Origin of the sequence: Ralstonia sp. 24A2, from assembly GCF_051783885.1 — a bacterium.
GTDB lineage: Bacteria > Pseudomonadota > Gammaproteobacteria > Burkholderiales > Burkholderiaceae > Ralstonia.
This window is the reverse complement of the sequence record NZ_JBPVZD010000001.1, coordinates 867,106-890,204: the sequence shown is the minus strand read 5'-3', so window position 1 is coordinate 890,204 and position 23,099 is coordinate 867,106. Positions and strand designations below refer to the sequence as shown.

At 64.2% G+C, this 23,099-nt stretch carries 22 protein-coding genes; 15 read left to right on the top strand and 7 right to left on the bottom strand.

From position 1 onward, the window contains the following. The first annotated feature begins 45 nt into the window (after nt 1–45). The 5 genes from acnA to ACS13N_RS04135 all read left to right on the top strand — a co-directional run bounded on the left by acnA (nt 46) and on the right by ACS13N_RS04135 (nt 7,288). A complete protein-coding gene (acnA, locus tag ACS13N_RS04155) occupies nt 46–2,751 on the top strand; it encodes an aconitate hydratase AcnA (protein ID WP_438930477.1) in 2,706 nt (901 codons plus the stop codon). Between the two features lie 196 nt (nt 2,752–2,947). After that, a complete protein-coding gene (locus ACS13N_RS04150) occupies nt 2,948–3,232 on the top strand; it encodes a hypothetical protein (protein WP_438930476.1) in 285 nt (94 codons plus the stop codon). 83 nt (nt 3,233–3,315) lie between these two features. Then, complete coding sequence (locus tag ACS13N_RS04145; protein WP_438930475.1) at nt 3,316–4,527, top strand: DUF2863 family protein; 1,212 nt, start codon at nt 3,316–3,318, stop codon at nt 4,525–4,527. A 170-nt stretch (nt 4,528–4,697) separates the two neighbouring features. Then, nucleotides 4,698–6,284 carry an ABC transporter substrate-binding protein gene (locus tag ACS13N_RS04140; RefSeq protein WP_438930474.1) on the top strand — a complete coding sequence of 529 codons (1,587 nt, stop codon included), beginning with the start codon at nt 4,698–4,700 and terminating at the stop codon, nt 6,282–6,284. A gap of 158 nt (nt 6,285–6,442) precedes the next feature. Continuing rightward, nucleotides 6,443–7,288, top strand: coding sequence for a BspC domain-containing protein (locus ACS13N_RS04135; RefSeq protein WP_438930473.1), 846 nt, complete (start codon nt 6,443–6,445; stop codon nt 7,286–7,288). A gap of 78 nt (nt 7,289–7,366) precedes the next feature. Here ACS13N_RS04135 and ACS13N_RS04130 read toward each other — a convergent pair whose 3' ends face one another. Continuing rightward, on the bottom strand, nt 7,367–8,512 hold the full coding sequence (locus tag ACS13N_RS04130) for a M14 family metallopeptidase (RefSeq protein ID WP_438930472.1): 1,146 nt from the start codon (nt 8,510–8,512) through the stop codon (nt 7,367–7,369). A 14-nt stretch (nt 8,513–8,526) separates the two neighbouring features. Next, nucleotides 8,527–9,300, bottom strand: coding sequence for a peroxide stress protein YaaA (yaaA, locus tag ACS13N_RS04125; protein WP_438930471.1), 774 nt, complete (start codon nt 9,298–9,300; stop codon nt 8,527–8,529). A 37-nt stretch (nt 9,301–9,337) separates the two neighbouring features. Here yaaA and ACS13N_RS04120 point away from each other — a divergent pair, with 37 nt between their 5' ends. Both ACS13N_RS04120 and ACS13N_RS04115 read left to right on the top strand, forming a co-directional pair. Beyond that, nucleotides 9,338–9,856: a putative toxin-antitoxin system toxin component, PIN family gene (locus ACS13N_RS04120; RefSeq protein WP_438930470.1), complete on the top strand. Its 519-nt coding sequence runs from the start codon at nt 9,338–9,340 to the stop codon at nt 9,854–9,856. A gap of 18 nt (nt 9,857–9,874) precedes the next feature. Further along, on the top strand, nt 9,875–11,047 hold the full coding sequence (locus ACS13N_RS04115; protein WP_438930469.1) for a pyridoxal phosphate-dependent aminotransferase: 1,173 nt from the start codon (nt 9,875–9,877) through the stop codon (nt 11,045–11,047). A gap of 12 nt (nt 11,048–11,059) precedes the next feature. On the opposite strand, the gene ACS13N_RS04110 is transcribed toward ACS13N_RS04115, so the two are convergent. Next, nucleotides 11,060–11,713, bottom strand: coding sequence for a glutathione S-transferase (locus ACS13N_RS04110; protein WP_438930468.1), 654 nt, complete (start codon nt 11,711–11,713; stop codon nt 11,060–11,062). A 110-nt stretch (nt 11,714–11,823) separates the two neighbouring features. On the opposite strand from ACS13N_RS04110, the gene ACS13N_RS04105 reads away from it, so the two are divergent. From ACS13N_RS04105 to ACS13N_RS04090, 4 genes are read left to right on the top strand one after another with little or no spacing between them, the layout of a single operon-like run. Then, on the top strand, nt 11,824–13,332 hold the full coding sequence (locus ACS13N_RS04105; RefSeq protein ID WP_438930467.1) for a 3-hydroxyacyl-CoA dehydrogenase: 1,509 nt from the start codon (nt 11,824–11,826) through the stop codon (nt 13,330–13,332). A 42-nt stretch (nt 13,333–13,374) separates the two neighbouring features. Continuing rightward, nucleotides 13,375–14,154, top strand: a complete 780-nt coding sequence (locus ACS13N_RS04100) for an oxepin-CoA hydrolase, alternative type (protein WP_438930466.1) — start codon at nt 13,375–13,377, stop codon at nt 14,152–14,154. Between the two features lie 12 nt (nt 14,155–14,166). Beyond that, nucleotides 14,167–14,916 carry a histidine phosphatase family protein gene (locus tag ACS13N_RS04095; RefSeq protein WP_438930465.1) on the top strand — a complete coding sequence of 250 codons (750 nt, stop codon included), beginning with the start codon at nt 14,167–14,169 and terminating at the stop codon, nt 14,914–14,916. A gap of 46 nt (nt 14,917–14,962) precedes the next feature. Then, complete coding sequence (locus ACS13N_RS04090; RefSeq protein ID WP_438930615.1) at nt 14,963–16,042, top strand: phosphotransferase; 1,080 nt, start codon at nt 14,963–14,965, stop codon at nt 16,040–16,042. A gap of 9 nt (nt 16,043–16,051) precedes the next feature. Here the strand turns inward: ACS13N_RS04090 and ACS13N_RS04085 are convergent, their stop codons facing one another. Together ACS13N_RS04085 and ACS13N_RS04080 are read right to left on the bottom strand one after the other, a co-directional pair. Next, a complete protein-coding gene (locus ACS13N_RS04085) occupies nt 16,052–16,453 on the bottom strand; it encodes a glyoxalase (protein WP_438930464.1) in 402 nt (133 codons plus the stop codon). Further along, entirely contained in the window at nt 16,450–17,154 is a 705-nt protein-coding gene (locus tag ACS13N_RS04080) for an SDR family oxidoreductase (RefSeq protein ID WP_438930463.1), read from the bottom strand. Before ACS13N_RS04080 ends, ACS13N_RS04085 begins: the two co-directional genes overlap by 4 nt. A 117-nt stretch (nt 17,155–17,271) precedes the next feature. Between ACS13N_RS04080 and ACS13N_RS04075 the strand changes: the two genes are divergently transcribed. After that, a complete protein-coding gene (locus tag ACS13N_RS04075) occupies nt 17,272–18,231 on the top strand; it encodes a LysR family transcriptional regulator (RefSeq protein ID WP_438930462.1) in 960 nt (319 codons plus the stop codon). Nucleotides 18,232–18,246: 15 nt separating this feature from the next. Here ACS13N_RS04075 and ACS13N_RS04070 read toward each other — a convergent pair whose 3' ends face one another. Both ACS13N_RS04070 and ACS13N_RS04065 read right to left on the bottom strand, forming a co-directional pair. After that, nucleotides 18,247–19,284 (bottom strand): transporter, encoded by a 1,038-nt coding sequence (locus ACS13N_RS04070; RefSeq protein ID WP_438930461.1) that lies wholly within the window; start codon nt 19,282–19,284, stop codon nt 18,247–18,249. 133 nt (nt 19,285–19,417) lie between these two features. After that, on the bottom strand, nt 19,418–20,362 hold the full coding sequence (locus ACS13N_RS04065) for a LysR family transcriptional regulator (protein ID WP_438930460.1): 945 nt from the start codon (nt 20,360–20,362) through the stop codon (nt 19,418–19,420). Between the two features lie 92 nt (nt 20,363–20,454). Between ACS13N_RS04065 and ACS13N_RS04060 the strand changes: the two genes are divergently transcribed. From ACS13N_RS04060 to ACS13N_RS04050, 3 genes are all read left to right on the top strand, one after another. Continuing rightward, nucleotides 20,455–20,919, top strand: a complete 465-nt coding sequence (locus ACS13N_RS04060; RefSeq protein WP_438930459.1) for a PaaI family thioesterase — start codon at nt 20,455–20,457, stop codon at nt 20,917–20,919. 50 nt (nt 20,920–20,969) lie between these two features. Beyond that, nucleotides 20,970–22,229 (top strand): acyl-CoA dehydrogenase family protein, encoded by a 1,260-nt coding sequence (locus ACS13N_RS04055; protein ID WP_438930458.1) that lies wholly within the window; start codon nt 20,970–20,972, stop codon nt 22,227–22,229. Nucleotides 22,230–22,390: 161 nt separating this feature from the next. Beyond that, complete coding sequence (locus ACS13N_RS04050) at nt 22,391–23,083, top strand: glutathione binding-like protein (protein WP_438930457.1); 693 nt, start codon at nt 22,391–22,393, stop codon at nt 23,081–23,083. Nucleotides 23,084–23,099: the final 16 nt, after the last annotated feature.

Here is a 23,099-nt window from a genome sequence, read left to right as displayed (position 1 = left end):
GGGGTACACCGGTGCCCTGCGCAATCCTCAGCTTGGAGTCATGCCATGCCCCACAACCTGAAAAAAACACTCAAGGAATTCAAGATCAACGGCGGCCAGACCGGCAAGTTCCATTCCCTGCCGCAACTGGGCAAGGAACTGGGCGTGGCGATCGAGCGCCTGCCGGTGTCGATCCGTATCGTGCTGGAATCCGTGCTGCGCAACTGCGACGGCAAGAAGGTGACCGAAGAGCACGTCGAGCAACTGGCCAACTGGAAGCCGAACGCCGACCGCGTTGACGAGATCCCGTTCGTGGTCGCCCGCGTGGTGCTGCAGGATTTTACCGGCGTGCCGCTGCTGGCCGACCTTGCCGCCATGCGCAACGTGGCCGAGCGCATGGGCAAGAACCCCAAGAAGATCGAACCGCTGGTGCCGGTTGATCTGGTGGTGGACCACTCGGTGCAGGTCGACCACTTCCGCGAGAAGAAGGCGCTGGACCTGAACATGCAACTGGAGTTCTCGCGCAACAACGAGCGCTACCAGTTCATGAAGTGGGGCATGCAGGCATTCGACACGTTTGGCGTGGTGCAGCCGGGCTTCGGCATCGTCCACCAGGTCAACCTGGAATACCTGGCACGCGGCGTCCATAAGAAGGACGGCGTGTACTACCCCGACACCCTGGTCGGCACCGACAGCCACACCACCATGATCAACGGGATCGGCGTGGTGGGCTGGGGCGTGGGCGGCATCGAGGCGGAAGCTGGCATGCTGGGCCAGCCGGTGTACTTCCTGACGCCGGACGTGGTGGGCGTGGAGCTGAAGGGCCGCCTGCGCGAAGGCTGCACGGCCACCGACCTAGTGCTCACCATCACCGAGCTGCTGCGCAAGGAAAAGGTGGTCGGCAAGTTCGTCGAGTTCTTCGGCGAAGGCACGGCCAGCCTGTCGCTGCCGGACCGCGCGACCATCGGCAACATGGCGCCGGAATACGGCGCCACGATGGGCTTCTTCCCGGTGGATGGGAAGACCATCGACTACTTCAAGGGCACGGGCCGCACGAAGGAAGAAATCAACGCGTTCGAAGCCTACTTCAAGGCACAGAAGCTGTTTGGCGTGCCGAAGGCCGGCGAGATCGACTACACCAAGACGCTGACGCTGGATCTGGGCACGGTGGCCCCGTCGCTGGCTGGCCCGAAGCGCCCGCAAGACCGTATCGAAATCGGCAACGTGAAGTCGACCTTCTCGTCGCTGTTCTCCAAGCCGGTGGCCGAAAACGGCTTCAACAAGAACGCCGACGATCTCGACAAGGGCTATACGACGGCCGACGGTATCGAAGTGAAGAGCGGCGACGTGCTGATCGCTGCCATCACCTCGTGCACGAACACCTCGAACCCGAGCGTGCTGCTGGCCGCCGGCCTGCTGGCCAAGAAAGCGGTGGAAGCCGGCCTGCAAGTCGCTCCGCACATCAAGACCTCGCTTGCCCCGGGAAGCCGCGTGGTGACCAAGTACCTGGAAGCGGCTGGCCTGCTGCCGTACCTGGAAAAGCTGGGCTTTGGCGTGACGGCGTACGGCTGCACGACGTGTATCGGCAACGCCGGCGACCTCACGCCGGAGCTGAACGAAGCCATCGTCAAGAACGACATCGTTGCTGCCGCTGTGCTGTCGGGCAACCGCAACTTTGAAGCGCGTATCCACCCGAACATCCGCGCCAACTTCCTGGCCTCGCCGCCGCTGGTCGTCGCTTACGCGATTGCCGGCAATGTGACCCGCGACCTGATGACTCAGCCGGTTGGCCAAGGCAACGACGGCCGCGACATCTACCTGGGCGACATCTGGCCGACCTCGGAAGAGATCGCCAAGCTGATGAAGTTCGCCATGAACGCCGACACGTTCCGCACGAACTACGAACAGGTCAAGAAGCCGTCCAAGCTGTGGGCCAACGTCAAGGGCACGAAGGGTCAGGTCTACGACTGGCCGAAGTCGACGTACATTGCCGAGCCTCCGTTCTTCGAAGGCTTCGGCATGACGCCGGCCGCGACTTCGGCATCGGTGTCGGGCGCCCGTGCGCTGGGCGTGTTTGGCGATTCCGTGACGACCGACCACATCTCCCCGGCTGGTTCGATCAAGGAAACGTCGCCGGCAGGTAAGTACCTGCTGGCCAACGGCGTGCTCAAGGCCGACTTCAACAGCTACGGCTCGCGCCGCGGCAACCATGAGGTGATGATGCGCGGCACGTTCGCCAACGTGCGCATCAAGAACCTGATGATCCCGCCGAAGGCCGACGGCTCGCGCGTAGAAGGCGGCGAAACGCTGTTCCAGCCGAGCGGCGAGCAGATGTCGATCTACGACGCCGCCATGAAGTACATCGCCGAAGGCACGCCGACGGTCGTGTTTGGTGGCGAAGAGTACGGCACGGGCAGCTCGCGTGACTGGGCCGCCAAGGGGACGCAGCTGCTGGGCGTGAAGGCCGTGATCGCGCGCAGCTTCGAGCGCATCCACCGCTCGAACCTGGTCGGCATGGGCGTGCTGCCGCTGCAGTTCAAGGGCAACGACTCGGTGCAGTCGCTGGGCATCGTGGGCGACGAGACCTTCGACATCGAAGGCCTGGACGGCGAAATCAAGCCGCAACAGGACGTCACCCTGGTGATCAAGCGCGCCAACGGCGAGACCACGCGTGCGCAAGTGCTGCTGCGCATCGACACGCCGATCGAAGTCGACTACTACAAGCACGGCGGTATCCTGCCGTTCGTGCTGCGTCAGTTGCTGGCCGCCTAAGCCAACGACTGCGTTGTAGCAGATCGGAAGCCGGCTCTTCGGAGCCGGCTTTTTTATTGCCTGCCAAATCAAACAAGGTGACGATGTACCAATCCGTGCGCGGGCTTTGGTAGAGTGTGCCGAATAGGCCGCGTGACGAAATCCCTTCTCTGCCCGGCTATCGCCCGATCGTTTCATCCGCAGGAGCTTCGCACTCATGGCCAAAGTGGTCCTCGCCCTACTCGTCGTGGCGGCCGCCGTGTTCTACATCCTGTTCAAGGCACCGCAGATCGATGCCCAGGCACCGATTGCCGCCGCAGCAACGTCACCTGCCGTGACAGCTGCCCCCGTGCCGCCGCCTCCGCCGATGGAGGCACCCGCCTCAGCTGTGGCGCCCGCCGCCGTGAGTGCGCCTGCAGCATCGGAACCGGTCGCCGCATCCGCCCCGGCTGCTGCCCATGATGTGGCTACCGAAGCATCGGCACCCACCGCCAAGCCTTAGGGGTTTCGCGGACAAAGCATCACGGAGCAGCGACCAAGGGTAAAATAACGCCCCTTCTTTCCAATCGACCGGTACGGCACAGCATGGCAGGATTCCGCTCCAAGGCCCCCCAACGTCTTTCCCCCGATGCCGAACGGCTCGTCGCCGATGCGCTGGCGCTCGATGCGTCAGGTAGTCGCATCGAAGACGTCTACTGGGAACAACGGCTGTCCGAACGCCTTTCCCGGCTGCTCAAGAACGGCAGCCAGACCGCACTCGACGCCGCGCTCGACCATCTGTTCAAGCACAACGAAGAAGCCTCAGACGTGCTGGCCGAGCAGGCCGAGACACTGGCCGAATCGGCGGTGCTCACGTCGGGTGGCGTTGAATACGATGCGCTGCTGATTGCGGCGCCCATCCTCGCGCACACACGCTACATGATTCCGTCGGGCACCATCAAGCCGGAACTCGCGCAGACGCTGCAGGTGCACCTGCAAGCGCACGTGCTGGCCTCCAGCGCCCGCGTAGCGCTCGCGCCGTACCTGTACAGCATCGATCAGCTCCCGCGCACACATTCCGACACCTTTGCGCTCACGCACAAGCTGGCGGCGTATGCATTGTCGGGCCAGCCCCCCAAGGTGGACCTGCGCGACATGCCCGAAACGGCGCCCATCCTGGCCGATCCACGCTACTTGGTGGCCATCGTCGTGGCCCAGCACGGCCAAGCGCTGTTCCGCTGGCAGGAAGACGCCAAGGAGCACCACGCCGAGCGCTCCACTTGCCTGGAGCAATGGCGCGGGCAGGTCACGCCGACCATCTCCACACTGATGCCGGGCTGTGAGTTCGACCTGCTGTTGCCGGATGCCTTCTTCCTGTCCTGCCGCGAGTCCGACAAGCAGATTCGCCCGCTGACCGTGCGTGCCGCTGTCAACTATCTGCAAGGCGCACTGGATCTGCCGGCCAACCGCTTCGGCGCGATCATCGGCGCATTTGGTGAAGAGCAGATCGAGGAATACCGCGTGGCCTTCACCGTGCGCGGCGAGAAAGAACTGATCTACGGCATCGTCTGGCCAGTCTATGGCCGCGACGGCGGCGCTACGGACGTCACCGCCGAAGGTGAACCCGGCAGCCCGCTGGAGCAGATCTGCGACGAGCTGCGCGCCTGCGGCATTGAAGACATCTTCCGCCACGGCCAGCTCTTTGAGCCGGAGTACTGCGAAGACTGCGGTGCCCCGCTCTACGCGGATCGCTCGGCCGAGATCGTCCACGCCGAGATGCCGGAAGACGCACCGACGCAGCAGCCGCTGTTCCACTGACGCACTGACCGGCCGCATAGATCACCAAAGCCACCTTCGGGTGGCTTTTTTTATTGCTGCACCATCGGTCATATTGATTGTCAGTTTGCGTCGCACGCGGTTCGGCAGCCTGCGGCACAATGACGATCTCTCGCCACTTGGCATCACCGCCCGAACTCCAGGAGCCCTCGATGACAACCCGTCCCCTGCTTCGCGCCTTGATCCGCAACCTCGCCGCCTGCGCGCTGGCTGCGGCTGCCGCGGTGCCGCTGGCCGCGCAAGCCGACGACCTGCGTATCGGCCTGTCTGCCGACGTCACGTCGATGGACCCGCAATGGAACAACGCCGGCCCCAACAACGCCATGGCGCTGCACGTCTTCGAGTCGCTGGTCTTCCTCGACAAGAATGGCCGCTACACGCCGGGCCTGGCCACCTCGTGGAAAGCCATCGACGCCAACACGTGGGAAATCAAGCTGCGCCCCAACGTGAAGTGGAGCGATGGCACCCCATTCACCGGCGAAGACGTGAAGGCGTCCATCGAGCGTCCTGCGCGCCTGACCAACAGCCCAGGCCCGTTCACCAGCTACACCAAGTCGATCACCGAGGTGCAGATCGTCGATCCGCTCACGGTACGGCTGAAGGTGTCGATCCCGAACTACGCCAGCATCCCGAACGACCTGAACAGCCTGCCGATCATCCCCAAGAAGGTGGCGGATGCATCGCAGGCAGATTTCGATGCCGGCCGCGCCATGGTCGGCACGGGGCCATTCCTGTTCGACCACTTCACACGCGGGCAGGAAATCGTGCTGAAGAAGAACCCGAACTACTGGGGCCGTGTGCCGCAGTGGGACAAGGTCACCTTCAAGATCATCACCGACAACGCCGCGCGTACGGCCGCCCTGCTCTCCGGCGATGTGGATATCGTGGAGGCGGTGCCCGCCGCCGATGTACCGCGCATCAAGCAGAACCCGAAATTCCACCTGGAGCAGCAGGTATCGTGGCGCACGATCTTCTGGCAGATGGACCAGAGCCGCGATGTGTCGCCGTTCATCACGGACAAGGCCGGCAAGCCGCTCGCCAAGAACCCGTTCAAGGACCACCGCGTTCGTGAAGCTGTCGCACTCGCCATCAATCGTGATGCGATCGTCTCGCGCGTGCTCGAGGGCCAGGGCGTCGTGGCATCGAGCATCGTGTCGCCACAGATCTTCGGGCATCCGGGCGGCAAGCCGATTCCGTACGACGCGGAGCGCGCGAAGAAATTGCTGGCCGAAGCAGGTTACCCGAATGGTTTCGGGCTCACGCTGCACGCCACCAACAACCGCTATCTGAACGACGCGCAGGTTGCGCAAACCACCGCACAACTGCTCACGCGCGTCGGCATCCAGACCAAGGTAGAGACGCTGCCGGTGGCGGCATACTTCACGCGCGCGCGCCAGGGCGAGTTCTCGTTCATGATGCTGGGCTGGGGCTCGGTGGCGGCAGACGTGGCGCTGCGCAGCATCCTCGGCACACCGAATGCACAAACCGGCTATGGCACCTGGAACTGGGGCCGCTACAGCAACCCCGAACTGGACCAGCTGGTGCAAGCTTCGCTCTCGACGGTATCGAGCGAACAAGCCCACGAGCAGGCCGCCAAGACCGCAGCCCGCTTTGCGCAGAACGACTACGCGATCATCCCGTCGCACCATCAGCTCGCCACATGGGCCATGCGCAAGGGCATCCGCTACGAGGCACGCACCGACGAATGGTCGCTCGCCTGGTTGTTCACCAAGCAATGATGATCACTTGGTAACCAACACCGTGCCGTAACGCGCTGTTACAGCAAAATCGCTTGATGTACCGCATTGGGGACGCATTGGGGTAACTAGCAGGAACTTTCAGCGCGAGCTTTCCTCTATCATGGCGATTTCCACGCCGACACCCTGTAACACTCGTGATGTTGCGACCCAAACTACTCTGTCTCGGCGTCGTCGCTTTGCTGGCCGCCTGCTCCAACTTGCAGACTGAACCGACCAACACGTCGGCTCTGTCGGCCCAGGCCACCAACGCCACGCCAAGCACGCAAGCCGCGCAAACCAAGCCGGCCACGCAGCCCGTACCGACCACGCCGCCCATCGTCTTCGGCTCGACCGACGCTAGCGGCACCACCACGGTCAACCTGCCATCCAAGGACAAGATGAGCTTGTCCGAATACCGCGCGCAAACCCGTGACCGCCTGATCCAATCGGAAGGTGCCCGCCCCGACGTGGCCGATTGCGCTGCGCACGCGAGCTGGATCATCCCGCGCTCGACCAACTTCGATCAGTTCCGCCTGCCAACCGGCGCGCTGTCCAATGACCAGGCCAAGGTCGAGCCGTGGGACTCGCGCTTCTCGTCCAGCAAGCAAGGCGCGGTCAAGGTTTCGAGCGTCATCAGTTTCAATGCCGCTGTGCACAAGCGCGGCACGGGCAACGACCAGTGGGAGCCGGTGCGCGTGCGCTGCGGCTATGACGAAGGGATGATGCTCGCGTACGAACTGCTCGACGCCAACGGCCAGCCGTTTGCCGCACCGGCAGCTGCACCATCGTCAACAGCAACCCGCACGCACTGCCGCCGCGGCCATCGCTGCACGACGACCAGCGCTGTGCACGGCAAGAGCACCACCAAGGGCAAGGCCGCGACGAAATCTACGGCCAAGTCTACGAAGAGCAGTGGCACGGCCAAGACCAAGTCGACCTCGACTGGCAAATCCACCGCCAAGTCGACGGCCAAGAAGACGACGAAGAAGTCGACCGGCCAGTAAAGACAAACGCGCCGCCAGATCTCTGGCGGCGCGTTGTCGTTAGGGCTTCGGTCGACGGCTTCGCCGCCGGTCTCTCAATCAGCCGAGATACTCCAGGATCGCCTGCAGCATGGCCGCACCCAATGCGGCGCTGCGGGCGCCGTCCCAGCCCACGCGTGCGTCGGGCAGGTCGGCGTTGTCCTTGAACGGCATTTCCAGCGTCAACGACAGGCATCCGTACGTGTGACCGATGTACTTCGAGGCGAGCTTGAGCGCGTCTTCATTGTACTTGCTGGCCTCGTAGCCGTATTGCGTCTGGAAATCCGGTGAGGCGCGCAGGAAGGCCGCAACAAAGCGGTCCTGATCGGCACGCTGCGCATCGGTAAAACCCGGCAGCATCTCGCTGCCTGCCACGAACACGTAGGGCAGTGCCTCGTCGCCGTGGATATCGAAAAACAGGTCGACGCCGGTCTGCTCGATGGCCTCGCGCACGCACAGCACTTCGGGGCTGCGCTGGGCGTCGGGCTCCATCCATTCACGGTTCAGGTTGGCGCCTGCGGCGTTGGTGCGCAGGTTGCCCAACGACGAGCCATCCGGGTTCATGTTCGGCACGATGTGGAAGACGGCACGCTCGGCCAGCACACGGCCGACCGGATCACCGCTCCACACGCCCTGACGTGTCAGGCGTGCGAGCAGGCCTTCCACAAACCATTCGGCCATCGTTTCGCCCGGATGCTGACGCGCGATGATCCATACGTTCTTCTTGCCGGGACCGGGCTCGCCGACGGTGATGCTCGTCATGTCGCGGCCCTGCACCGTGCTGCCGATGCGCTGCGTGCGCACGCCGGGCCGCGTCTGCACGGCGGCCACCAGCGACAGGTGGCGCTCGTCCGAGTACGGCTCGAAATACGCAAACCAGATGCTGTCGTGCTCGGGCGTGATTTCGATCGTCATCGTCTTGCCGTCATAGCGCGTCGGCACGCGAAACCAGTGCTCACGGTCGTATGAGGCGACGGCATGATAGTCCTTCCAGCCGGCGGCGTACGTGCATTCACCGGCGTTTTCCAGCGCAAGTTTGCACGCCTGGCCTTGCACGCCCTGGAGGCGGAAGTGGAACCACTGCATGAAATCGGCGTGGGAATCGCGGCGGATGCGCAGGCGAATGGCATCCGCGCGTGCAGCATCGACGATCTCGATGGCGCCGCTGTCGAATGTGCTGGAGATATGCAGTTGGGTAGCAGTCATGTCGAATCCTGTCATCAGGTGAGCTTGCGGCGGAAGACCCAGCGCTCGTCGTCGGAATCGGCTGCAGCAAACGCATAGCCATCGACATCGAACGCCTTGAGCTTGCGCGGATCGGTGATGCGGTGCTCGATCGCGTAGCGCGCCATCAGGCCGCGCGCGCGTTTGGCGTAGAACGAGATGATCTTGTACTGGCCGTTCTTCCAGTCTTCAAAGACCGGCGTGACGATGCACGCCTTGAGCACCTTGGGCCGTACCACCTTGAAATACTCTTCCGACGCGAGATTGACGAGGACGGGATCATCGTCCGCCTTCAGTAGCTTGTTAAGCGCCAACGTCACATCGTCGCCCCAGAAGCTGTAGAGGTCTTTGCCATGCGGGTTGGCCAGGCGCGTGCCCATTTCCAGGCGATACGGCTGCATCCAGTCGAGCGGGCGCAGCACGCCATACAGGCCCGACAGAATGCGCAGATGTTTTTGCGCGAATTGCAGATCATCAGCGGCGAGCGAATTGGCATCGAGCCCGCCGTAGACATCGCCGTCGAAGGCCAGTACGGCCTGCTTGCTGTTGTCGGCGGTGAATTCGGTGGACCAATCCCCATAACGCGTGGCATTGAGCACCGCCAACGGGTCGGAGATCTTCATCAGCGTGCCGATCTGGGCCGGCGACAGCTTGCGAAGCACTTCGATGAGTTCTGCGGAACGCGCGATGAAATCGGGCAGCGTATGGGTTTTGGTGCGCGGCGGCGTGTCGTAGTCGAGCGACTTGGCCGGCGAGAGGACGATGATCATGTCAGAATCGCGGTTCACAAGTCTGGAATTGTATCGAATGGCAGACGCTGCTGCCCTCGCCGACCTAACCGCCAGCCCCGCACCGCGTGTGGTGCTGGACTCCAACATCTGGGTCGACATCCTCATCTTCGACGATGCGGTTGCACGCCCGATCCGCGCCGCGCTGGAAGCCGGCCGGCTGGACGCCATCATCAGCCCCGCTTGCCGTGAAGAGCTGCGCCGCGTGCTCGACTATCCGCAGTTCACGCACTACGCCGTCGATGCGCAAGCGGCGCTGGCCTGGGTGGATCGTGTGACCCGCTCGGTGGCCGATCCAGAAGACGCGGCCCGCGTGCAGGGCGAAGCGTTCGTCCCGCGCTGCAAGGACCGCGACGACCAGAAATTCCTGGTATTGGCCGATGCCGCCAACGCCACGTACCTCGTCTCCAAAGACAAGGCCGTGCTCAAGCTGAGACGCCGCATGGCCAAGTACTGCGACGTGACGGTGCTGCCGCCCAAGCAGTTCGTCGCGCAGGTCCAGTTGGAAACCGTTCCCCTCGCAGAAGTCCCAAATTAAGCTTGAAGCTGCCTTGTTATGACCACTGTTGAATCGCTCGCGCCTATCGCTCCGCCGCCCTCGCGGCTGCCGAATGTCGGCACCACCATCTTCACCGTGATGTCGGCGCTGGCCGTGGAGAAGCAAGCCGTCAACCTGGGCCAGGGCTTTCCGGATTTCGACTGCGACCCGCGCATCGTCGATGCGGTGTCCGATGCCATGCGCGCGGGCCTGAACCAATACCCGCCGATGACTGGCGTGCCTGCGTTACGTCAGGCCATCGCAGCGAAAGTCGCCAACCTGTACGGCCACACCTACGACGCCGACCGCGAGATCACCATTACCGCCGGCGCCACACAGGCGCTGCTGACCACGGTGCTGTGCTGCGTGCATCCGGGCGACGAAGTCATCGTCTTCGAGCCGACGTACGACAGCTATATTCCGTCGATCGAACTGGCCGGTGGCAAGGTCGTGCCGATCACGCTGAACGCGCCGGACTTCCGCATCCCGTTCGACACACTGGCCGCCGCCATCACGCCGCGCACGCGCCTGATCATGCTCAACACGCCGCACAACCCGACCGGCACGGTCTGGCACGCAGACGACATGCAGAAGCTGGCCGAGATCCTGGCGCCGACCAACGTGCTGCTACTCTCCGACGAGGTGTACGAGCACATGGTGTATGACGGCGTGCCGCATGCATCAGTCGCACGCATTCCGGAACTGGCTCGCCGCGCCTTCGTGGTGTCGAGCTTCGGCAAGACGTATCACGTGACGGGCTGGAAGGTCGGCTACGTGGCCGCGCCCGCTGCGCTGACGGCGGAGTTCCGCAAGGTACACCAGTTCAATGTGTTCACGGTCAACACGCCGGTGCAGCATGGGCTGGCCAACTACATGGCCGATCCGCGCCCGTATCTGGACCTCTCGGCGTTCTACCAGCGCAAGCGCGATCTGTTCCGCGCGGGGCTGGAGAAGACGCGCTTCAAGCTGCTGCCCTGCCAGGGCACGTACTTCCAGTGCGTGGACTACAGCGCCATCTCCGACCTGCCCGAGGCCGAGTTCGCCAAGTGGCTGACGAGCGAGATCGGCGTGGCGGCGATCCCGGTGTCGGCGTTCTACTCGCAGCCGCACGAATCGGGCGTGGTGCGTTTTTGCTTCGCCAAGAAAGATGAAACGCTCCAGCTGGCGCTGGAGCGTTTGTCGAAGGTGTAAGACCGGAGGCGATCAGCGCTTGCTGGCGTAATGCGCCAGCATCGCCTCCAGGTTCGCCTTGCTGTCCGCTCTCATCTTCTGCACGTTGGGGTTCTCGGCCATCGCGGCCAGGTAAGGCTTCACGCCCTCCACCTGCGCCAGCAGGTCTTCCCCATAGATGATCTTGGTGGCCTGGCTCACCAGCGGGAAGTGCACGATGGCCGCGCAATCCGCAATCGTGAACGTGTCGCCCGCCACATACGGCGCGAACTTGAACAGTTTGGCCGCCGCCGGGATGTTCTTCTGCAACTGCTCGCGCGTCTTCGCCTTCAGGTTGTCACTGATCTTGCCGCCGAAAAACGCTTCGGGAAACAGCTGGCGCGCGACCAGCTCCAGGTGCAGCTCTAGGAAGGTCACGACCTCGCGCACCTTGGCCGCCTGGAACGGGTCGGCCGGAACCAGCGGATGTTCCGGATAGCGCGCCTCCAGATAGTCGACAATGACCTGCGATTCGCACATGCCGCGATCGCCATCCTTCAGATACGGTACCTTGTGCAGCGGCGAGATCTCGCCGTCGGTCTGGTCGGGCCAGCGCAGCGACTCCTCGAACGCAATGCCCTTCTCCATCAGCGCGAGCTTGACCTTGTTGTAGTAGTTGCTCGCGGCAAAACCGTATAGCGTCAGCATGAACCAGTCTCCTTGGGTTGGGCGGCTGCCTGTTATGGTCGGTGCGGATGCCAGAAATCGCACGCTCGTGCTATTTTAGCCAGACTTCTTTCGATCGAAGCGGATTTCATATGCAGATTATCGGGATTGTGGGCACCGGCGCCATGGGGCGCGGCATTGCGCAGATCGCGGCCCAGGCCGGCCTGCGCGTCAAGCTGTTCGATGCCAACCCGCCCGCCGTGGAAGCGGCGCGTACGGCACTGGCCGACACGTTGGCCAAGCTGGCCGCCAAGGGCAAGCTCACGGCGGAGGAAGCCGACGCCACTGTGGCGCGCCTGATCCCTGCCGGCGCCCTCACCGATTTGGCCGACTGCGATCTCGTGGTCGAGGCCATCGTCGAGAAGCTTGAGGTCAAGCGCGACCTCTTCCGCCAGCTCGAAGACATCGTCCGCGCCGATGCGATTCTGGCGTCGAATACGTCGTCGCTGTCGATTACGGCGATTGCCACGGCATGCAAGCACCCCGAGCGCGTGGCCGGCTTCCACTTCTTCAACCCCGTGCCGCTGATGAAGGTGGTCGAGGTGATCGACGGCCTGCGCAGCGCACCGGCCACCGGCGACGCGCTGGCCGCACTCGCCAAGCGCATGGGCCACACGGCCGTGCGCTGCATCGACATGCCGGGCTTCATCGTCAACCACGCCGGACGCGGCATGAACACCGAAGGCTTGCGCGTCGCCCAGGAAAGCGTGGCCGCCTTTGCCGACATCGACGCCATCATGCGCGAGCAGGCGGGCTTCCGCATGGGCCCGTTTGAGTTAATGGATCTGACGGGGCTGGATGTCTCGCACCCGGTGATGGAGTCGGTCTACCGCCAGTTCTATGAGGAGCCGCGCTATCGCCCCTCGCAGATCACCGCCGTGCGCTTTGCCGGCGGCATCCTGGGGCGCAAGACGGGCGAAGGCTTCTATCGCTATCCGGAAGGACAGAAGCAGGTGCCGGCCGAAGCGCCTGTGCCGACTGCGCGCCCATCATCTGTTTGGATCAGCCGCGCACAAGAAGCCGGTCATGCCGCCGCGCAACGCCTGATGCTCGACCTTGGCATCACGCCGGAAGCGGGCTCCAGGCCGTCTGCCGATGCGCTGATCGTCGTCACGCCGCGCGGGCTGGATGCCACCGCTTGCGTGGCCGCCGAAGGGCTCGATGCACGCCGCACCGTGGCACTCGACACGCTCTATCCGTTTGACGCCACCAAGCGCCGCACGCTGATGACCACGCCCGCCACCGACCCCGCCTATCGCGATGCCGCGCATGGCCTGCTCGCTTCCGATGGCGTACCGGTGACGGTGATCCGCGATTCGGGCGGCTTTGTCGCGCAGCGCATCGTCGCGTGCATCGTCAACATCGCATGCGATATCGCACAGCAGCGCATCGCCTCGCCGACGGACATCGACCTGGCCGTCACGCTGGGGCTCGGCTATCCGCAAGGGCCGCTGGCACTGGGTGACACGCTGGGCACCAACGCCGTGCTTGAAGTGCTGCAAAACCTCTACACGCTCTACGGGGACCCGCGTTATCGCCCGAGCCCGTGGCTGCTGCGTCGTGCCCGCCTGGGCATGTCGTTGCTGACACTCGATGCCTGACCCTGATGTCTGACCGCCGCCACTCACTCTGACGAGGCCGCCATGACCGCGCAACTGCTCTCCCAACGCATCGGCTCGACGCTGGTGCTCACGCTGTCCAACCCCGATGCCCGCAACGCGCTGGACCCGGTGATGTACACCGCGTCGATGGAAGCGATGGACCGCGCCGCCAACGACAATGAGATCCGCACCATCATCTTCACCGGCGCTGGCAAGGCGTTCTGTGCCGGTGGCAATCTGAACCGGCTGCTGGAGAACCGCAGCAAACCCAAGAGCGTGCAGGAAGAAGGCATCGACGCGCTCAATCATTGGATCGAGACGATCCGCACCTTCCCCAAACCGGTGATCGCGGCGGTGGAAGGCCCGGCGGCGGGCGCAGGTTTCTCGCTGGTGCTGGCGTGCGACTTTGCGATTGCCGCATCGGATGCGAAGTTCGTGATGGCGTATGTGAACGTTGCGCTCACACCCGACGGCGGCGGCTCGTGGCATATCGCGCGCTTCCTGCCGCGTCCGCTGGCCAGCGAGATCATCATGCTCGGCAAGCCCGTCGGCGCGGAACGGCTTGCGCATTTCGGCCTCATCAACGAAGTCGTCAAACCCGGTGAGGCGCTGGACCACGCGCTGGCACTGGCGGAAAAGCTGGCAGCGCAATCGCCGCATGCGGTGAGCCGCATCAAGGGTCTGATCACCAACGCGGAAGATGCCTCGCTGCACGATCACCTAAGGGCCGAGCAGCACAGCTTTGTCGAAGCGCTGCACCACGCCGATGGCAACGAAGGCATCTCTGCCTTCCTGCAGAAACGCAAACCCCAGTACCGCTGATCCCGCGCTCGCATGATCCCTTTCACACCCCCCAACCGCCGGCGCGTCTACCTGATGCGTCATGGCGCCGTGACGTACTTCGACGAAACCGGCCGCCCCGTCGCCATGCCCGAGGCCGTGCCGCTCAATGAGCTGGGCCGTAGTCAAGCCACCGCTGCCGGCAAGACCTTCGCCGCCGAAAACATTGCCTTCGACCGCGTCATCGTCAGCGGCCTGCCGCGCACGGTGGAAACTGCGCAGCGTGTCCTGGCCGAAATGCCGGCAATGCAGAAACGCGGCATCACGCTTGAACAATGGCCAGAGCTGCAGGAGATTCGCGGCGGCCAGCTGACGGAGATTCCCGAGCAGGACGTCGCGCAAGCCTTCATCGGTGCATTTGAAGGCACGGTGCGGGAAGACCAGCGCTTTCTCAACGGCGAGAGCGTCGGCGAGTTTCTCGACCGTGTCGTTCCGGCCATTGCACGCCTGCGCGCCCTGCCCGACTGGGATACCGTGCTGCTGGTGCTGCACGGCGGCACCAACCGCGCGATCCTCTCGCACGCCATCACCGGTGGCGAGCGCGTGTTCTACGGCAGCCTCGCGCAGACCGCTGGTTGCATCAACGTGCTCGATGTGGGGGATGCGCCGACCGACTGGGTGCTGCGCATGAGCAATTTCTCACCGCCCTCGCCCACGCATCTTGGCTTGCGGCTAACGACGATGGAGGTGCTGCTGCAACAGTACCTCCGGTATCGGCAACCAGCGCACCAGCCTGCCGTCTGACCTTTTCCCACTCAGAACAAGACTCGGAGACACACCCATGGCACAGATGGAGCAGCAGGATTTCTCGGCCTTCGAGGGCACACGCCCGGTAGCAGACCAGCAGAAGTTCGACGTCGGCGCGCTGGAAGCGTGGATGCGCGAACATGTGGCAGGCTTTGCCGGCCCGCTCACCATTGAGCAGTTCAAGGGCGGCCAATCGAACCCGACCTTCAAGCTGATCACGCCGTCGCGCACCTACGTGATGCGTGCCAAGCCGGGCCCGAAGGCGAAACTGCTGCCGTCCGCACACGCCATCGAGCGCGAGTACCGCGTGATGGACGCGCTGGCCAACACCGACGTGCCAGCGCCGAAGATGTTCGCGCTGTGCGAAGACGAAGCCGTGATCGGCCGCGCCTTCTACATCATGGAGTTCGTGCAGGGCCGCGTGCTGTGGGACCAGGCGCTGCCCGGCATGGCACCTGCCGAGCGCACCGCCATCTACGACGAAATGAACCGCGTCATCTCCGCGCTGCATCGCGTGGATTACGCCGCCATCGGCCTCGCGGATTACGGCAAACCCGGCAACTACTTCGCGCGCCAGATCGAGCGCTGGAGCAAGCAATACAAGCTGTCGGAAACCGAGTCGATTCCGGCGATGGACAACCTGATCGAATGGCTGCCCAAACACGTGCCGCAAGAGGCCGAAGAAATCACCAGCATCGTCCACGGCGATTACCGGCTCGACAACCTGATCTTCCACCCGACCGAGCCGCGCGTGCTGGCCATCCTCGATTGGGAGCTGTCGACGCTGGGCCATCCGCTGGCCGACTTCAGCTACCACTGCATGAGCTGGCACATCGAGCCGGGGCAGTTCCGCGGTGTGGCCGGGCTGGACTTTGCGGCGCTGGGCATTCCGTCCGAAGCCGAGTACATCCGCCAATATGAAGAACGTACTGGCCGCCGCATCACCGGCGACTGGAACTTCTACCTCGCCTACAACATGTTCCGCATTGCCGGCATCCTGCAGGGGATCATGAAGCGCGTGGTGGACGGCACGGCATCGTCTGCGCAGGCGCTGGAAGCCGGCAAGCGTGCACGGCCGATGGCCGAACTGGGCTGGAAGTACGCCCAGCAGGCCGGCGCATAAGACCGCGCATCACACGTAGTCGCGCGCCGCTTCCAACGGACCGGACAGCGGCGCCTCCAGCTCCAGCACCACCCCGGGCAACTGCACGAAGATCTGCGCAGCCGGCCGATCGGGGTGCTTGCGCACCTGGTGCGGCATTCCGCTTTCGCGCACCGAGGTCAGTACGTCAGCCGCATCCCGCTGGGTGCGAAAGGCGACGTGCGAGAACACCAACTCCGGAGTTTCCCCCTCCTTTGTTACCAGGTGCACCAGCGCATCGTTGTTCTGATACAGCCATGTGCCGGGAAACGGAAACGCCGGGCGCAGCCCCGGTTTCCAGCCGAGCACATCCGCAAAAAACTCGAGGATGGGCGCGTCACCTGCCACGTGAAAGTTCACGTGGTCGAATGTCCAGTCACTGTCAGGTGTCATAGCAAACCGCCGCCTTCGATGTCGATGATGGTGCCGGTCATGAAGCCGTTGGTCATGGCCAGCAGGTAGCCTTGGGCGAGGTCGTCCGGTGTGCCGACGCGGCCGACCGGCAAGCTGCTGCCAATGCGCGCGAGCATGGCCTCGCGATCCGCCGGCGCGCCCCACACTTCCGTATCCACCACGCCGGGGCTGACCACGTTGACGCGGCGTGGAGCAAGTTCCTTCGCAAGGTTCTTGGCCGCCGCTTCCACCGCTGCGTTGATGGACCCGCGCAGCAGCCCGGTCGCCGTGGCTTTGCGTGAGAGCAGGCCGGAGGTGAGCGTAATCGACGCCCGCTCGGCCAAATGCGGCAGCGCGGCCTGCACCGCCATCAGCGCGGCAAACAGCTTGGTGCCGAAGCCCTGTTCCAGATCGGCGCGTTGCAGCGAGGCAAACGGTGGCGGGCTCGTGCGCGAGCCGATGGTAATGACAAGGTGGTCGATCGTGCCACCAACCGCAGCCCGCGCCAACGCACTGCCCAGCGAAGCCGTGTCATTCGCGTCGACAGCAACCCCATGGATGCCGCCGTCTGTCTTGGCCGAGCGGCCCAGCACCGTCACGCGAGCGCCAGCGGCCGCCGCGGCACGTGCTACCGCCTGCCCGATGCCAGCCGTACCGCCCAACACCACCACCGCCTGGTCCTGCAAGGTCTTCGAAGTCATGCCAACGCTCCTTTGAGAAGAAAGAAAAAACCGTCAATCGACTGAGGCCATTCTTCCATCAAACAAAAGCAAGATAATCCGTCTATGCTTTGATGTTTCTCCAAACACGCTTTGACAATGATCGCCCTCGACGACCTCCGCCTGCTGGTGCGCATTGCTGATGCCGGCAACCTCTCTGCCGCTGCCCGGCAGCTCGGCTGGCTGCCCGCCACCGCCAGCGCAGCACTCAAGCGCGTGGAAACCGAACTGGGCGCCCGCCTGTTCGAGCGCACGACACGCAGCATGCGGCCCACCGAAGCCGGCCAGCGTTATCTAGGGTATGCCAGACAAGCCCTGGAAGCATTGGATGAAGGCGCGGAAAGCCTCGGCCAGGACCGCACCGAACTGGCGGGCACCATCCGCATGGCCGCCACCTCAGACCTGGGGCGGCACATCCTGCGCCCATGGCTCGATGCCTTCTGCGATGAGCACCCCGGTGTGCGCATCACGCTGGTACTGGGCGACCGGCTGGCCGACCTGATGCGCGAGGACCTCGACTTCGCGCTGCGCTATGGGCACCTGCAGGATTCGGCCTTGGTGCGACGGCCGCTGGCATCACATCCGCGCGTGATCGTGGGCGCGCCGTCGTACTTCAAGCAGCACGGTCGCCCCGCCCACCCAAGCGATCTGACCGAGCACCGCTGCCTGATCCTGCTGCGCAACGGCGAGCCCGTCACGCGCTGGCAGCTCACGCATTCCAGCGGCCCCGCCCCGCTGGACGTCCGCGGCGATTTCCAGTGCGATGACGGTGCCGTCGTGCGCGACTGGGCCATCGCCGGGCGTGGACTGGCATTCAAGTCGTGGCTGGATGTCGCGCAGGATGTGTACGCCGGGCGGTTGGAAGTTGCACTGCCGGCGTGGAGCCATGCCCCGACACCGCTGCAGCTCGTGAGCCTCGCGCGCCGTCATCGCCCGGCACGGCTGACGGCCTGCGCAGATTTTCTTGCTGCGCGCTTTGCGGAATTCAGTGCGCGCTATCCGTTCCCCTCCGCAAAGGCTGCCGCAACGTCGTCCAAGGTCGTCGCCGCGAAGCGGTGATCACTCGGCCTGCGGTCACTGGTTGTTGCGGCGACGAATCACCCACCAGGCGATCAGCGCAGTAAATCCCGCGACCAGCCCCACCATCATCCAGAAACCGTGGTGGTTCTCGGCCAGTGGCACACCACCGACGTTCATGCCGAACAGGCCTGCCACGATGTTGATCGGCAGCGCGAGCACGGTCACGAGCGTCAGCGTAAACAGCGTGCGGTTGTTCTGTTCGTCCAGGCGCGCGATCACCTCTTCCTGCAGCAGTTTGATGCGCTCGATCAACCCGCTCATGTCGCGCAGCACGACGGAGAACTCCTCGGTCGATTCACGCAACTGCTGCACATCTTCCGGATGAAGCCACACCGGCGGACGGGAGAGCAGGCGGAACACCGAACCCGGCTCGGGCGCCAGCATGCGCTGCAGGCGCACCAGCACCCGGCGCGTGCCGGCAAGCTCCTGCCGCCCTGACGTGATTTTCGAAGCGAGAAAACGGTCTTCGATGCGGTCGATGTCGATACCGGTGGTGCGTACGATCTGCGTCATCAGGTCCGCTTGATCGCACATCAGGTGGCCCAGCAGGTTGGCCGGCGAGCGAAACGTCTCGCCATTGCGCACGCATTCACGCAGCCTGTCGACCGAATGCAGCGGCTTGCGGCGCAAGGTCACCAGCAGGCGCCGATGCGCATACACCCACTGCGTTGCAACCTGCGTGGGCGTGCGCTCGAAATCGAAGATCACGTCGTTGAAGACTGCAACGAGTGCCCCATCCTGCTGCTCGATGCGCGTGGAATGCGCCTCCTCGCCCAGCATCTCCAGAAACGGTTGCGGCAAGTCGAGATGGCTTTGCAGCCACCGCATGCACCCCGCGCGCGACAGGTTGAAGTGCAGCCAGATGAATGCGTCATCGGCGCTATCCGCGTTGTCGTGCCCGGCACGCTCCAGCACGTCGCCGATCTCCGAAGCGTCCAGTGCAATGCCGGGCTGGCCGGGCTCGAAACGGAAGCCACAAATGAGACCAGTGTTGTCGGATTGAAAACTGATCGCGGACGCTGTCGCAGTCATACACCAGGAAGGAAGACGGTTTGCCGGAAGGCGCGGGCGCTCGACGGTTGAATGCCATCAATCTGTCATAAACCGGCGTGGCTAGGCCATCCGCGCTGCGCAGCCCCGATGATTGCGTCCGGCTTCGGGTTCGTCAACGTCCGTCGGCAAAGGCGGCAGCGGCTTCATCCAGGGCCACCTCGGCCATCGCCGCGAAGATGTGATCGCGCAGCCAGCGGCCGGCGGCATCCTGGTCGCTGTTGGCGTGCCAGTACAGGTACAGCTCCAGCGCCGGCACGTTGAACGGCAATGTCAGCATGACGTTGCCGTACGGCTCGTTGGCGATGCGCGCGTAGCGTATCGGCAGCGTGGCGAGCAAATCCGTGCAGCTCACCACGCGGCAGGCTGCCGGGTAATGCTGGCAGCGCAGCCGCACACGCCGCTCGTGCCCGAGCCGGCGCAACTCCACATCTTCCAGCCCCGCCCCGCGACGCCGTGATGACACATGCACGTGCTCACACGCCAGATAGCGCTCGAGCGTCAGCGGCTCGTGTGCGATGGGGTGGCCGGGGCGCGCCAGCACCACCATCGGGTCGGACAGGATCGGCGCATGGCGGATGGCGGCGGACGCCGGCAGCAGGATGTCCGCCACCGCGTCGATGGTGCCGGCCAGCAGTTCGGCTTCGAGCTGGCGGCGGTCGCCCCGCACCGTGGTCACGTCGATGCGCGGCGCTTCCTTGGCAATCGCCGCCATCAGGGGCGGCAGCAACGTTGCCTCCAATGCATCGCGCATCGAGATCGTGAAGCGGCGTTCGCTCGTGGCCGGATCAAAGCGCGTGCCTTCGCGCAACGTGCGCTCAAAGCCCTGCAACGACGTGCGCACCTCGGCGATCAGCGTGCGCGCCAGCGGCGTCGGCACCATACCCTGCCCGCGCCGTTCGAACAGCGGGTCGTCAAACAGCTCGCGCAGCCGCCCCAGCGCATGGCTGACGGCCGGTTGCGTCAGGTTGAGCGTGCGCGCCGCCGCCGTGATCCCTCCCTCTGTATAGATGGCGTCGAAGACGACGAACAGGTTCAGGTCGACTCGCGATATATGCATAATTTTGATGGACGGCAATCTACGAAATTCATTTCTCTTATTGTAGGCGAAGGCTTAAGCTGCGGGCATTGATGTGCGTGAGGCCATGCGCCATGACCACAGCCACCGACCCGACCGTACTGAGTGTGCCTGCGGGCTTTGACCTGCTGAACAAGCCAAGCCCCTTCCTGACGATGCTGGGGCCGGTGTACGCCCGCGGCATGGGGCCGTCGATGGTGATGGGCTTTCACGTGGGGCATCACCACCTGAACCGGCGCGGCATCCTGCACGGCGGCGTGGTGGCCTCGCTGGCCGATGCGGCGCTCGGCTACTGCCTGGCTGACCCCGCCAGCGGTGACAGCAAGGAAGGCGTACTCGCCATGTCCACCGCCAGCCTGACGGTCGACTTCATCGCTTCCGCCGGTGAAGGCGACTGGATCGAGATCAGCCCAGAAGGTTTGCGCACCGGCAGCAAGCTGGCCTTTGCGCAGGCCTTGTTCCATCGCGGCGACCGGCTCGTCGCGCGCGCCAGTGCCGTGTTTGCGGTGCTGGGCGGGCGAATCAACGCGCCTGTCTAGTTGCTGATTGCCTGTTCGATATGCCTGTTCGATGTATTTGAGGAGACACCATGAATTTCGATTACACGCCCAAGGTCAAGGAGATGCAGGAACGCCTGCTCGCCTTCTTCGACCAGCACATCTACCCGAACGAGCAGCGCTTCTATGAAGAGATTGAAGCCAACCGCCGCGCGGGCAATGCCTGGATTCCGACCAAGGTGATCGAAGAGCTCAAGCCGCTGGCACGCAAGGCCGGGCTGTGGAACCTGTTCCTGCCGCGTTCGCCGCGCGCACCGGAAGGCCTGTCGAACCTGGAATACGCACCGCTGTGCGAAATCATGGGCCGCGTACCCTGGGCGCCGGAAGTATTCAACTGCTCCGCGCCGGACACCGGCAACATGGAGACGCTGGAGCGCTACGCATCTGAAGAGTTGAAGGACCGCTGGCTCGAACCGCTGCTGCGCGGCGAGATCCGCTCCGCCTTCCTGATGACCGAGCCCGCCGTGGCCTCGTCGGATGCCACCAACATCGAATGCCGCATCGAGCGCCAAGGCGACGAGTACGTCATCAACGGCCGCAAGTGGTGGTCGTCGGGTGCCGGCGACCCGCGCTGCGCCGTGTACATCGTCATGGGCAAGACCAATCCGGATGCCGGCCGCCACGAGCAGCAATCGATGATCGTGGTGCCCGCCAACGCACCGGGCATCACCGTCATGCGCCCGCTGACGGTGTTCGGCTACGACGACGCGCCGCACGGCCACATGGAAGTCGACCTCAAGAACGTGCGCGTGCCGGTGGGCAACATCCTGCTGGGCGAAGGCCGTGGCTTCGAGATCGCGCAAGGCCGCCTGGGCCCGGGCCGCATCCACCACTGCATGCGCAGCATCGGCGTGGCCGAGCGCGCGCTGGAACTGATGTGCAAGCGCCTGTCGTCGCGCATCGCGTTCGGCAAGGCCATCGCCCAGCACAGCGTGTGGCACGAGCGCATTGCGGAGGCACGCTGCATGATCGAACAGGCCCGCCTGCTCACGCTCAAGGCCGCGTACATGATGGACACCGTCGGCAACAAGGTCGCCAAGGCCGAGATTGCGATGATCAAGGTCGTGGCCCCGAACATCGCCTGCCAGATCGTCGACTGGGCGATCCAGGCGCATGGCGGCGGCGGCGTGTCGGGCGACTTCCCGCTCGCCTCGGCCTACGCGCACCAGCGCACGCTGCGCCTGGCCGATGGTCCGGACGAAGTGCACCGCGCGGCCATCGCCAAGCTGGAACTGGCCAAGCATCTGCACCTGAAAGACGTTGTCGACATGCCGATCACGCGCGGCGCCTGACCTGCCGCACGGCTGTACCGTTCACTCCTTAACCCCGCCTTGAGCGGGGATTTTTTTTGCCCGTACCCGCCGTCTGCGCGTTTTTCCGTTCTGTGCTGGAATGGAACACTTTGCGGGCTGCTGAAGGCTCGTACGTCTCTTCCCTCCCAGGAGCCAACTCGATGATCGACGTCTATAGCTGGGCCACGCCCAACGGGCACAAAGTGCACATCATGCTGGAGGAATGCGGGCTGCCTTACCGCGTTCACGGCATCAACATCGGCGCCGGCGACCAGTTCAAGCCCGACTTCCTGAAGATCAGCCCGAACAACAAGATCCCGGCCATCGTTGACCAGGAGGGCCCGGACGGCCAGCCCATCTCGCTGTTCGAGTCGGGCGCGATCCTGCTGTACCTCGCCGGCAAGACCGGCAAGTTCATCCCCGAAGACGTGCGTGGCAAGTACGAAGTGCTGCAGTGGCTGATGTTCCAGATGGGCGGCGTTGGCCCGATGCTCGGCCAGGCGCACCACTTCCGCATCTATGCGCCGGAGAAGATCGAGTACGCGGTCAACCGCTACAGCAACGAAGCCAAGCGCCTGTACGGCGTGATCGACAAGCGCTTGTCGGAATCCAAATACCTGGGCGGCGCGGACTACTCCATCGCCGACATCGCCACGTGGCCATGGCTGCGCAGTTGGAAGAACCAGGGGATCGAGCTGTCGGATTACCCCAAGCTGCAGCGCTGGTTTGAAGCCATTGAAGAACGCCCCGCCGTGCAACGCGCGGTGAAGGTGCTGGCCAAGGATCGCCCGGCGCTGCAAGACGACAAGGCGAAGGAGATTCTCTTCGGCGCAACGCAATATCAGCGCCGTTGATTGCCCGTCTTTGCTT

What these genes read in the sequence shown, in the direction of transcription:
- acnA (WP_438930477.1), top strand. Translation starts at nt 46, where the DNA reads ATGCCCCACAACCTGAAAAAAACACTCAAGGAATTCAAGATCAACGGC.
- ACS13N_RS04150 (WP_438930476.1), top strand. Translation starts at nt 2,948, where the DNA reads ATGGCCAAAGTGGTCCTCGCCCTACTCGTCGTGGCGGCCGCCGTGTTC.
- ACS13N_RS04145 (WP_438930475.1), top strand. Translation starts at nt 3,316, where the DNA reads ATGGCAGGATTCCGCTCCAAGGCCCCCCAACGTCTTTCCCCCGATGCC.
- ACS13N_RS04140 (WP_438930474.1), top strand. Translation starts at nt 4,698, where the DNA reads ATGACAACCCGTCCCCTGCTTCGCGCCTTGATCCGCAACCTCGCCGCC.
- ACS13N_RS04135 (WP_438930473.1), top strand. Translation starts at nt 6,443, where the DNA reads ATGTTGCGACCCAAACTACTCTGTCTCGGCGTCGTCGCTTTGCTGGCC.
- ACS13N_RS04130 (WP_438930472.1), bottom strand. Translation starts at nt 8,512, where the DNA reads ATGACTGCTACCCAACTGCATATCTCCAGCACATTCGACAGCGGCGCC.
- yaaA (WP_438930471.1), bottom strand. Translation starts at nt 9,300, where the DNA reads ATGATCATCGTCCTCTCGCCGGCCAAGTCGCTCGACTACGACACGCCG.
- ACS13N_RS04120 (WP_438930470.1), top strand. Translation starts at nt 9,338, where the DNA reads ATGGCAGACGCTGCTGCCCTCGCCGACCTAACCGCCAGCCCCGCACCG.
- ACS13N_RS04115 (WP_438930469.1), top strand. Translation starts at nt 9,875, where the DNA reads ATGACCACTGTTGAATCGCTCGCGCCTATCGCTCCGCCGCCCTCGCGG.
- ACS13N_RS04110 (WP_438930468.1), bottom strand. Translation starts at nt 11,713, where the DNA reads ATGCTGACGCTATACGGTTTTGCCGCGAGCAACTACTACAACAAGGTC.
- ACS13N_RS04105 (WP_438930467.1), top strand. Translation starts at nt 11,824, where the DNA reads ATGCAGATTATCGGGATTGTGGGCACCGGCGCCATGGGGCGCGGCATT.
- ACS13N_RS04100 (WP_438930466.1), top strand. Translation starts at nt 13,375, where the DNA reads ATGACCGCGCAACTGCTCTCCCAACGCATCGGCTCGACGCTGGTGCTC.
- ACS13N_RS04095 (WP_438930465.1), top strand. Translation starts at nt 14,167, where the DNA reads ATGATCCCTTTCACACCCCCCAACCGCCGGCGCGTCTACCTGATGCGT.
- ACS13N_RS04090 (WP_438930615.1), top strand. Translation starts at nt 14,963, where the DNA reads ATGGAGCAGCAGGATTTCTCGGCCTTCGAGGGCACACGCCCGGTAGCA.
- ACS13N_RS04085 (WP_438930464.1), bottom strand. Translation starts at nt 16,453, where the DNA reads ATGACACCTGACAGTGACTGGACATTCGACCACGTGAACTTTCACGTG.
- ACS13N_RS04080 (WP_438930463.1), bottom strand. Translation starts at nt 17,154, where the DNA reads ATGACTTCGAAGACCTTGCAGGACCAGGCGGTGGTGGTGTTGGGCGGT.
- ACS13N_RS04075 (WP_438930462.1), top strand. Translation starts at nt 17,272, where the DNA reads ATGATCGCCCTCGACGACCTCCGCCTGCTGGTGCGCATTGCTGATGCC.
- ACS13N_RS04070 (WP_438930461.1), bottom strand. Translation starts at nt 19,284, where the DNA reads ATGACTGCGACAGCGTCCGCGATCAGTTTTCAATCCGACAACACTGGT.
- ACS13N_RS04065 (WP_438930460.1), bottom strand. Translation starts at nt 20,362, where the DNA reads ATGCATATATCGCGAGTCGACCTGAACCTGTTCGTCGTCTTCGACGCC.
- ACS13N_RS04060 (WP_438930459.1), top strand. Translation starts at nt 20,455, where the DNA reads ATGACCACAGCCACCGACCCGACCGTACTGAGTGTGCCTGCGGGCTTT.
- ACS13N_RS04055 (WP_438930458.1), top strand. Translation starts at nt 20,970, where the DNA reads ATGAATTTCGATTACACGCCCAAGGTCAAGGAGATGCAGGAACGCCTG.
- ACS13N_RS04050 (WP_438930457.1), top strand. Translation starts at nt 22,391, where the DNA reads ATGATCGACGTCTATAGCTGGGCCACGCCCAACGGGCACAAAGTGCAC.